Here is a 9,952-nt window from a genome sequence, read left to right as displayed (position 1 = left end):
CTTTAACATTCCTATATTCAGGTTTTTTATGGACGACTTAACCCTGCGTTATTACGACGCTGAAATGCGATACCTGCTGGAAGCCGGCGAAGAGTTTGCCCGTGCTCACCCCGAGCAGGCAGCAATGCTCAACCTCGATAAAGCCGGTGCGCGCGACCCGTATGTTGAACGCCTGTTCGAGGGCTTTGCCTTCCTGATGGGGCGCTTGCGTGAAAAGCTCGATGACGACCTGCCTGAACTGACCGAAGGGCTGGTCAGCCTACTGTGGCCGCATTACCTGCGTACCATTCCGTCAATGTCGGTGGTGGAATTCACCCCTGACTGGCGCGAGATGAAAGAGCCGATGCGCATCGTCAAAGGCTTTGAGGTGAACTCAAGGCCGATCGGTGAGAAGGGCACGCGTTGTCGGTACACCACCACCAAAGAGATCACCCTTCAGCCATTGTCGCTTGAGAGTGCCCGGCTGGCGACCGATCCGGATGGCCGTTCGGTCATCACGCTGCGCTTTAACTGCAGCTATCTCGCCGACTGGAGTCGTATCGATCTCAGCCAGATCCCGCTCTACTTCAACGCTGATGCACCGCTGGCCTGCGCCATGCATGAAGCCTTTACCATGAACGCAGCGCGCCTCTGGCTGCGGATACCGGGCGACATGGACAGAAGACCGCTCGACGGGTATTTCACCGCGCTGGGCTTTGGCGATGATGACGTCCTGTGGCCGAAAGGCAGCAGCAGCTTTAGCGGCTATCAGCTGCTGCTCGAGTATTTCACCTTCCGTGAGAAATTCATGTTTACCGGCCTGCGTGGGCTGGAGACCGTACTCTTTCCGGCTGAGCTCCCATGGTTTGAAATCGACGTGGTGCTGGCAGAGCGTTGGGAGCATGATTTCAGCTTTACCGAAAAGCATCTGCGCCTGAACTGTGTGCCGGTGATTAACCTGTTCCCGCTGGAATCCGATCCGCTGACGCTCAATTCCCTGCAGACCGAATACATGCTGCGCCCGATGCGCGTGCAGGATGGCCATACCGAGATATACGCTGTCGATTCTGTGATGTCATCGAGCCAGCATACCTACGTGCCGTTCTCCAGCTTCCGTCACAAAGGCGGAATGATGCGCCACGAAGCCCCGGAATATTACTACCACACCCGCGTGCGCCGTGGCCCGTCGGGGTTGCATAACACCTGGCTTATCCTCGGCGGGGAAGCGTTTGATAACCACACGGTGCCGGAGGATGAAAGCCTGTCGCTGACGCTAACCGGCACCAATGGTCAACTACCTCGCAGAGCGTTGCAAAGTACCGTGCTCGATACGGTGATGAAAACCACTTCAGCCAGTATCGCCGTGCGTAACCTGTGTGCGCCGACGCTGCCTTGTTATCCCCCGGCACAGGATCGCTTTCACTGGCGTGTGCTGAGCCATCTCGGCAGCGGCTTCCTGTCGATGATGGACAATGCCGACATGCTGCGCGGCACGCTGGCGCTGTACGAGTGGACCGACAGCGAGATGAACCGCCGTCGTCTGGAGGCGATTATCGATGTGAAGCACAGTGAAACGGAACGCTTTGAGCAGGGATATCTGGTGCGCGGGGTGCTGATTGAGGTGACGCTTGAGAGCAACGGCTTTGCCGGGCGGGGTGATATTTGCCTGTTTGGCGAGATGCTGAGCCGCTTCTTCGCGCTCTACACCGATATCTATCTGTTTAACCGCCTGATTATTATTCTGCAACCGACCGGAGAGCGCCTGGAATGGGAAGAGAAGCACAACCGCCGTATTCCCGGCTGACCCCGCGGCTGGAGGCCGATCTTCACCGCATCAACTTTTATCGTTTATGCCAGCTGCTGGAGAAGCGCCATCCGGACCGGCCGCTGATGGGCTCTACCAGCCATCCGGCGGATGACCCGGTACGCTTTGCACCGCACTCTGGAATGGGGTTCCCTGTAAGTGAATTGAAGGCTGTCGAGTATGACGAGGATGATGACAGCAAGCCACCGATCATCCGTACAACTTTTATGGGGATGTATGGCGTTGATTCACCGCTGCCGACCGCCTATCTCGATGACATCACCCAGCGCCGGGAAGGGCATGAGGCGCTGCAGGGCTTTCTGGATATTTTCAGTCATCGCATCCTGACGCAGTTTTATCGCGTCTGGCGTAAATACTCGTACCCGGCCACGTTTGAGCCTGGAGGCACCGACAGCATTTCGCAGTCGCTACTGGGTCTGGTTGGTCTGGGGATACCAGGCACGGCAAATCATATTGCCACGCCGGTGTCGCGCTTTCTGGCTCTGCTGGGGGTTTTGCAGCAGCCGGGCAAAACTCAGGAAGGGATGCAGGCACTGGTGAGCCTGCTGGCCCCCGAGACGACGGTGCAGGTGAGTCCGTATTGTCTCCGGCCTGTAGTAACAGACAGGCCGCTGGGTTTTTACGGTGACGAAGATTTTCTGCTTGATGGCAATACTCCGCTGGGTGACGAAGCGATGGATGCCGGCAGCCAACTGCTGGTTGCTCTCGCGACGGACAACGAACAGGAAGCGCAGGGCTGGAAACCGGATGGTCAGTTGTACCTGGATTTCCTGGTAATGCTACGGGTGTATCTGGGCTGGCGGTTTAAGGCCAGAATTACCCTGACCACTTCCGTTCGTCTGCTGGGCGTTCCACCGCTTGGAGAAAATCCTTTCTGGCTGGGGTTGAACGGCGTGCTGGGCGCTGACGGTGATAGCCTACCGGATGATATTCCTGAGACCTTTACCACAGAGCTGGGTTATTACAGCGGTCTGGAGCCTGCAAAATCACAACAAGGAAACCGACGTGTTACGTACAAGTTTAATTAAGACTACGCGCTGGCTGATGCCGCTGATAGCACTCTCTCTAACTGGCTGTGGGGTAACGCAGAGCGTCACCGACGGAACCAAATCGGCGTTCAATTCTGTGTTCTATAAAAAAATTAAAATCCTGCATCTGGATTTCACCGCGCGTGAGGCGCTGAACACCGACTCCCGTGAAAGTAACTCGTTGTCTCAGCCGGTGGTGGTAAGGGTTTACCAGCTCAAAGATCGCAAAACCTTTGATAAGACGGTATATCAGCAGTTGCTTCAGGATGATAGCACCATTCTGAAAGACGACATGCTGGCCAGTCGTGATGTCGTGGTGAAACCGGGTGGTGATGCAAACCTTGATATGCCAATGGAAGAAGAGGCGCAGTTTGTCGCGGTGGTAGGGCTGTTCCGTCATCCGGACATGACCAACGACACCTGGAAGCAGGTTATCAAACGCAGTGACCTGGATCCGGATAAACCGCGTATCCTGGAAGCAGGTGATAACTCTCTGACGCTGCAACCGCTTAAGGACGACTGATGCCCTACGGACATAACACGCCTTCGCTGTATGAAATGCTGACCGGAAATTTTACAGGCGGCCTCAACCTCAACCAGGTCAGTGAGGAAAATCAGGTCATCCTCTCGGTACTTGATAACATGCAGCGCGTCCTCAACTGTCGCGCCGGCACGCTGGCGCATCTGCCTGACTACGGCCTTCCGGACATGACCAAAATCCTGCAGGGCATGCCGGGAACGGCCCATGAGCTGATGGGCACATTGTCTGCCGTTCTGCTCAAATATGAACCGCGCCTGAAAAGCATCAATGTCATTCTGCTCGACCAGAAAATCCCTGGTGAGTTGCGCTATGCCATTGATGCTGAACTTAAAGGGATTGGCCTTGTGCGCTACGGGACTGAATTTATGCCCGAAGGACGGGTCCTGTTAAGGCATCTCAGGCAACAGCAGTATCTCGACACCACTCTCCGTATATAAGGTCCGATAACATCATGTCCGTAAAATCACAGTTCCTGAAGAAGTTGCAGGCAAGACAACCTGCACCTGTTCCTGCAATCAGCAGGAGTCAGGCTGATATTGCAGAGTTTCGCCAGCGAATGGCTGAGCTTCAGGATGAGATGAACGCGTGGCTGACAGATACGGGACTGAATGTGGAGCCACTGACGGTATCCGTTCCGGATCTGCTGGTGGAGGGCGGGGCTTTTGAGATTTCCGGTATCGTTCTGCGTTATGGCAGCCGAGCGGTCAGATTTATGCCGATCTTTCTGTATGGACAGGGCGTAGCAGGTTGTGTCGAGGTGACTTTCTGTTCCGGGGATAAGGTGATTTCTCAGGGACGCCTGTTCATGCGTGTGGGGAGCGTAAATGGCTGGATTTTTACTCCCCCTGCGACCTCATCCCGTTCAGGACAACTATTTGATGAAGGCATTTTTTACGGTCTGATTTTAGCGCTGCTGCCATAGCGATAACATTCATTCCTTTTATTAGTCACTGCATTTTTAATCGCAAAATAGCCTTACATCTCAACTGACGAAATTAACTACACGGATATGCAGGCCCTTCAGGATGACCACACATATAACGTTAAAAACCGGCGGCGACCCGCGTACGCTGCCAGATTACGCCGCCCTTCGCGATGAACTCGGTAAGCTTACGCATCCTGCTCGCCCGGATGTGAACTGGCAATATGTCGAAAAACTCTGTCTCTCTCTGTTTGAACAAAACGGTGTGGAGTTGCAGACTGCGGCCTGGTACACCCTTGCCCGTACTCACCTGTCTGGATTAGCTGGCCTGAACGAAGGGTTGGCAATTCTGGAGGCCCTGATTAGCCGCCAGTGGGACGTTTTCTGGCCGAAGACGCTACACGCTCGTCTGGAAATCCTTAGTGGCCTGAGCCAGCGCCTGCAGCAGCGCATGCGCATGCTTGCATTGAACAACAGCCATCTACGTGAGCTTTATAGTGCTGAAGCGTTGCTTACCAGCCTGGGCGCAGTCCTCCAGCGCCTCGAACTCAAACACCTTAGCCAGTTCGATATGTTACGAACGTTGATACGTTCAAGTGCTGAACGGCTGGAAAGCGGTAATGACACATCAGATTTGAATGCGATCATAATGTCTGGTCGCGAGTTACCTCAGGAAAGGGCAGAACCGATTGGCGAAGTGAAATGGGTCTACGTTGTGCAGCAGGAAAATCAGCCGGATACAAAGGATCGTCCGACTGCGCAAGGGTCTGTCAGACCATGGAAACCCTTTCTCGCCGGGATGTGTTCTGTGCTGGTGGTTAGCCTCGCCGTGGCGTGGGGAGGGGGCTTTCTGTCGAGACCGGATCCCTTAACGACTCAGGCCATTGCCTCGCTGGCGCCGTTACCGGAAGTGCTTACTCCTGTTCAGCAAGACGCGTTAGTGCAGCGAGGCACCATTCCGTCCACGTTTATCACCGAAACGCAGCAGCAGCTTGCCCGACTGGATAAGCTGCCACCAGACTGGAATATTTCCTACAGCCTTCAGTTGTTAGCGCAACTCCAGACTTTGCAGCCGGAGGAAGCGAAGTCGCTCACCGTGCAGTGGAAGCAAAAATTTAACTCGGCAGCGTTGCCTGTCGATTCCATGAACAGCTGGTATCAGGGAATGATGAAGCTTCAGCAACTGAGCCATAGGCTGAGTAGTCTGGATGAGCAAAAAGGAAAATATATCACGGTAAGTGAGCTTAAATCGGTGGTTTTTTCAGCTATACAGTCCTTTAACCAAACCATACCGGCTGAAGAACAACTCCGACGCCTGTCAGAGCATAGTGCTGAAAGCGCGCTGCCTGAAGCCGAAAAGACCCAGCTGGAGTTGCGTCTAAGACAGCTGGCAACGCGTTATGCTCAAATCAAACAGGATTTTTCTGCTCAGTGAATGCGGGTGTGAAGAAACGATGTGCAGAAATAAGCGGGAGGGTAAAGTGTCCCCTGCAGGAATCGAACCTGCAACTAGCCCTTAGGAGGGGCTCGTTATATCCATTTAACTAAGGGGACGAGGCGGCACGAGTATAGCCTTATTTACACTTTGCGTTAAGCGCATCGCCGCCTGACTGCTCAAAGAGTCACCATTCAGGTCGATTTTTTTGTCGATTTATCATCATTTTCCCGTGCCTTAAGCTCAGCTTTGCGTTTGTTCGACATGTCGTTACGGATTTGGGCATGGCTTAACAGCGCGAAGATAAACGTCCCGCCGCAGATGTTTCCCGCCAGCGTCGGAAGGGCAAACGGCCAGAAGAAATCGCTCCAGTGAAGCGTACCGTTGAAGACCAGATAGAGGATTTCAACGGTACCGACCACAATATGCGTAGTGTCCGCCAGCGCAATCAGCCAGGTCATCAGTACGATCACGACAATTTTGGCGCTGCCTGCTGAAGGGAACATCCACACCATCGTGGCGATAATCCAGCCGGAGATGATGGCATTCGAGAACATCTCGACCGGCGTGTTTTTCATTACATCCATGCCGATTTTTACAAACGCATCCCGTGTGGGTTCATCAAATATCGGCATATATTCAAACGCCCAGGCCGCGATGCCCGTGCCAATGATATTTCCCAGCAGGACCACGCTCCAGAGCCGCATCAATAAACCGAAATTTCCGAGTGTGGGGTTTTGCATCACCGGCAGCACAGCGGTCACCGTGTTTTCAGTAAATAGCTGCTGGCGGGCCATGATGACGATAATAAAGCCGAAGGTATAACCGAGGTTCTCGAGTAAAAAACCGCCGGGTACGCCTTCCAGCTGCACATGAAATATCCCTTTCGCAAGCAGAGATGCGCCCATTGAGAGCCCTGCCGCGATGGCTGACCAGAAGAGAGCCATCGCGTCGCGCTCCATCTCTTTTTCACCGTCCTGGCGGATATGCTCGTGGATGGCCATCGCGCGGGAAGGGAGGCGATCTTCATCAATTTCTATTTTCTCGCCGCGCGCTTTCTCCTCGCTTTCAATTTCAAGTTCCTCATTGCTCTCGCCAATTTTTTCTTCGCCCACTTCTTTCATATATGCTCCCGGAGATTGATCTTTCTGTTAAGCGTAGCGGCTTTTGTCGGGATGCCTGTGGGGATGCTCTTAAATTGGCAGCAATGACAACAAAGGTGATACATCTCTTTCAAAGACATTATAAAATTGCCAGCGAAACGAATTCTAAAAGCCAGGCTATGCTGAGATCAGAGTCACGGTGGTTACTGCCCGTAATTGTGCTCATAGACATCGGTAAACGTGCTGTTACAATCGCTTGCACGTTTACAGACGGAGCATCAGGCTCCGTTACGGATGGCAATCAACGATAGCCATACTGAACAGGGAGATATTTATGAAACTTCGGCTGTCGGCGCTTGCGCTGGGCGCGACGATGCTTGTGGGCTGCGCCAGCTCTGGGGAGCAAACGGGCCGCTCCGATCCTCTCGAAGGATTTAACCGCTCCATGTATAGCTTCAACTACAACGTGCTGGACCCTTATGTGGTTCGCCCGGTGGCAGTGGCATGGCGCGATTATGTTCCACAGCCCGCGCGTAACGGGTTAAGTAACTTTACCAGCAACCTCGAAGAGCCGGCGGTAATGGTGAACTACTTCCTGCAGGGCGACCCTTATCAGGGGATGGTCCACTTTACCCGCTTCTTCCTGAACTCCATTCTGGGGATGGGCGGCTTTATTGACGTCGCAGGCATGGCGAACCCGAAACTGCAGCGTGAACAGCCGCACCGTTTTGGTAGTACGCTGGGGCATTATGGTGTCGGTTACGGCCCTTACGTTCATCTGCCGTTCTATGGCAGCTTCACCGTGCGTGATGACGGCGGTGATATGGTCGATACGCTGTATCCGGTTCTGTCATGGCTGACCTGGCCGCTTTCGGTGGGTAAATGGACGGTAGAAGGGATTGAAACCCGCGCGCAATTGCTCGACTCTGATGGCCTGCTGCGCCAGTCTTCCGACCCGTACATTATGGTACGTGAAGCGTACTTCCAGAATCATGACTTTATTGCCAACGGCGGTAAGCTGAAGCCGGAAGAGAATCCAAACGCGAAGGCGATCGAAAACGAACTAAAAGATATCGATTCTGAGTAAATAAAAAAGGTGAGCAATGCTCACCTTTTTTGATTCTGTCGCGGTTAGAACGCGTAGTTGAAGTTCGTACCGAACAGCCAGGCTTTACCTTCAGAGGTAAACTCGTAAGGGCCTTCCTGGAACGTCACTTTCTGACCGTGCATATAAGATACGCCCGCATCGATGGATGCATTCTCGTTGAACGCATACGTCGCGCCCGCGCTTAACCAGAAACGGTCCTGATCCGGAATGGAAATGGAACGTTTGTCTGCCGGAACCGGGCTGTCGTCAAATGCGATACCGGAGCGGAAAGTCCAGTTTTTATCGTAGTAGTAGGTGGTACCCAACGCAATACGATAGGCGTCGTGGAAGCTTTCGTCCTTATAGAACAGCGTCTGGCCATTGGTTCCGGTCGCTTTCAGCTCCTGGAACTGGCTCCAGCTGGTATAGGCCAGGCTATAGTGGATAGCCCATTGCGGTGCTACACGGTTGTAACCGGACACTTCCCACATTTCTGGTAAATGCAGTGACAGTGAACCTGGAACGGTCTGGTTGGACGTTCCCCAAGGAATGGTTGTACCCGCACCAGGAACCAGGTTGTTCACAGGCTTCAGGATGCCGCTCTTGTAATCGCCGTCGAAGTCAATTTTCACTTCGGAACGATAGGTCAGGCCCCAACGGTTGTTTTTGTCCAGCTCGTACAGGATACCGGCGTTCCAGCCATAGCCCCACTCATCACCTTCAAGACTGGCAATTTTATTGCTGTTTTTAGGCAGGCGTGCAGTCTGTTCCCCGGAATAACGTTCGATTTTGGCATCGGCGTAGACGGCATCAAAGCCCAGACCAAAGCTCCAGTTATCGTTCAGGCGATACGCACCGCTCAGGTTGAGGTTCAGCGTAGTAAGGTCTGTTTTACCGCCGTATTCACCAGCCGGGTAGTTGTTATTGAACTCGGTAGCCAGGCCGTAGTTAGACGTTACGGATGCACCCCAGCCAAACTGTTCGTTAATAGGCGCAACGAAGTGCAGGTTGGGGATCCATGCTGTTGGGGCAATGTTGTCCGCTTTAAGGCTCGCACCCGTATAAGGCGACTTACCAGAAACGTTGACATCAGGGTCGATATAAACCGCACCGGCAGAGAAAGTCGGACGATCGAACATCATGATCAACGCGGGGTTACGACTCGCGTTACCCGCATCATCAGCAATAGCGCCTTCCCCGGAATACGCACGGCCAAGGCCAGAGGAAGAAAATTCGTTTAACTGAAAGCCCGCTGACCAGGCGGAAGTGGAGACGAGTGCCACTGCGACTGCCAGCGCAGTCTTGTTGAACAGGGTTTTCTGGCTCATGACCATAACCTCATTGAGTTATTTTTATTCAATAATTGTTACATACCGTAACAGGAGCGCGAAGTGTAGGGTCTGAGGTATGACAGACAAATCAGACCAGTGGCCAGAGTATAGGTCTGACCAGCCAGAATGTTGCAAGTTTGTTTATTAATATTTTCAAACATGTTTCGCGAAACGAGATCTGGTTGGCAAAATTGTGACCATCGCGACTCACCCAAAAGGGTGGTTTTTGTTCTGGATCATTTTTTAGTGTGATATTGGTCACTTATCCGTTTTTGCGCCATTAACGGCTGGAGAGAGCCCGCGCCGGGGCGTAAAATATCAGCATCGTGTTTATCTCGCGCGCTGCGCGAATACAGAGGAAATTGAGCTATGAGTAAATGCAGTGCTGATGAAACCCCGGTTTGCTGCTGTATGGATGTTGGGACCATCATGGACAACTCCGATTGCACCGCGTCTTACAGCCGTGTGTTCACTAACCGTGCCGAAGCGGAAGAGACCCTGGCCGCGCTGAGCAAGCGTGCGCGTGATGTTGAATCCGATCCGTGTGAAATCAAGTCGACCTTTACCGAAGTGGAAGGCGGCGTGAAGCTGGACATCGACTTTGTTTTCTCCTGCGAAGCAGAAACGCTGATTTTCCAGCTGGGTCTGCGTTAATTTCTGCGGCCTGATGCCCTCACCCCGACCCTCTCCCACGGGAGAGG

10 protein-coding genes and 1 tRNA gene are annotated in these 9,952 nt (G+C 53.3%); 8 read left to right on the top strand and 3 right to left on the bottom strand.

The annotated features are described in order from the left end of the window. Positions 1–28: 28 nt before the first annotated feature. The 6 genes from tssF (at position 29) to KGP22_RS15810 (ending at position 5,730) form a co-directional block, all read left to right on the top strand. Positions 29–1,783, top strand: coding sequence for a type VI secretion system baseplate subunit TssF (tssF, locus tag KGP22_RS15835; RefSeq protein WP_223580101.1), 1,755 nt, complete (start codon positions 29–31; stop codon positions 1,781–1,783). Then, positions 1,747–2,832 carry a type VI secretion system baseplate subunit TssG gene (gene tssG / locus KGP22_RS15830; protein WP_223580099.1) on the top strand — a complete coding sequence of 362 codons (1,086 nt, stop codon included), beginning with the start codon at positions 1,747–1,749 and terminating at the stop codon, positions 2,830–2,832. The genes tssF and tssG overlap by 37 nt, the downstream gene beginning before the upstream one ends. Next, positions 2,810–3,355, top strand: coding sequence for a type VI secretion system lipoprotein TssJ (gene tssJ, locus KGP22_RS15825; RefSeq protein WP_111965237.1), 546 nt, complete (start codon positions 2,810–2,812; stop codon positions 3,353–3,355). Before tssG ends, tssJ begins: the two co-directional genes overlap by 23 nt. Next, positions 3,355–3,810, top strand: a complete 456-nt coding sequence (gene tssE / locus KGP22_RS15820; protein ID WP_223580096.1) for a type VI secretion system baseplate subunit TssE — start codon at positions 3,355–3,357, stop codon at positions 3,808–3,810. Before tssJ ends, tssE begins: the two co-directional genes overlap by 1 nt. Positions 3,811–3,824: 14 nt before the next feature. Further along, complete coding sequence (locus KGP22_RS15815; RefSeq protein ID WP_223580092.1) at positions 3,825–4,295, top strand: hypothetical protein; 471 nt, start codon at positions 3,825–3,827, stop codon at positions 4,293–4,295. Between the two features lie 103 nt (positions 4,296–4,398). Beyond that, a complete protein-coding gene (locus KGP22_RS15810) occupies positions 4,399–5,730 on the top strand; it encodes a VasL domain-containing protein (RefSeq protein WP_223580091.1) in 1,332 nt (443 codons plus the stop codon). Positions 5,731–5,777: 47 nt separating this feature from the next. On the opposite strand, the gene KGP22_RS15805 is transcribed toward KGP22_RS15810, so the two are convergent. Both KGP22_RS15805 and KGP22_RS15800 read right to left on the bottom strand, forming a co-directional pair. Further along, a tRNA-Arg gene (locus KGP22_RS15805) sits at positions 5,778–5,849 on the bottom strand. Between the two features lie 75 nt (positions 5,850–5,924). Further along, positions 5,925–6,854: a formate/nitrite transporter family protein gene (locus KGP22_RS15800; RefSeq protein WP_111965241.1), complete on the bottom strand. Its 930-nt coding sequence runs from the start codon at positions 6,852–6,854 to the stop codon at positions 5,925–5,927. A gap of 313 nt (positions 6,855–7,167) precedes the next feature. Between KGP22_RS15800 and mlaA the strand changes: the two genes are divergently transcribed. Next, positions 7,168–7,920, top strand: coding sequence for a phospholipid-binding lipoprotein MlaA (gene mlaA, locus KGP22_RS15795; RefSeq protein ID WP_023336447.1), 753 nt, complete (start codon positions 7,168–7,170; stop codon positions 7,918–7,920). A 44-nt stretch (positions 7,921–7,964) separates the two neighbouring features. Here the strand turns inward: mlaA and fadL are convergent, their stop codons facing one another. Then, on the bottom strand, positions 7,965–9,248 hold the full coding sequence (fadL, locus tag KGP22_RS15790; RefSeq protein ID WP_223580089.1) for a long-chain fatty acid transporter FadL: 1,284 nt from the start codon (positions 9,246–9,248) through the stop codon (positions 7,965–7,967). Between the two features lie 372 nt (positions 9,249–9,620). Here fadL and KGP22_RS15785 point away from each other — a divergent pair, with 372 nt between their 5' ends. Beyond that, a complete protein-coding gene (locus KGP22_RS15785) occupies positions 9,621–9,905 on the top strand; it encodes a YfcZ/YiiS family protein (protein ID WP_149366424.1) in 285 nt (94 codons plus the stop codon). The last annotated feature ends 47 nt before the right edge of the window (positions 9,906–9,952 follow it).

It is taken from the genome of Enterobacter sp. JBIWA005, assembly GCF_019968805.1.
In the GTDB taxonomy this organism is placed as follows: domain Bacteria; phylum Pseudomonadota; class Gammaproteobacteria; order Enterobacterales; family Enterobacteriaceae; genus Enterobacter; species Enterobacter vonholyi.
The sequence above is the reverse complement of the archived record's forward strand: the minus strand, read 5'-3'. Positions and strand labels throughout refer to the sequence as shown.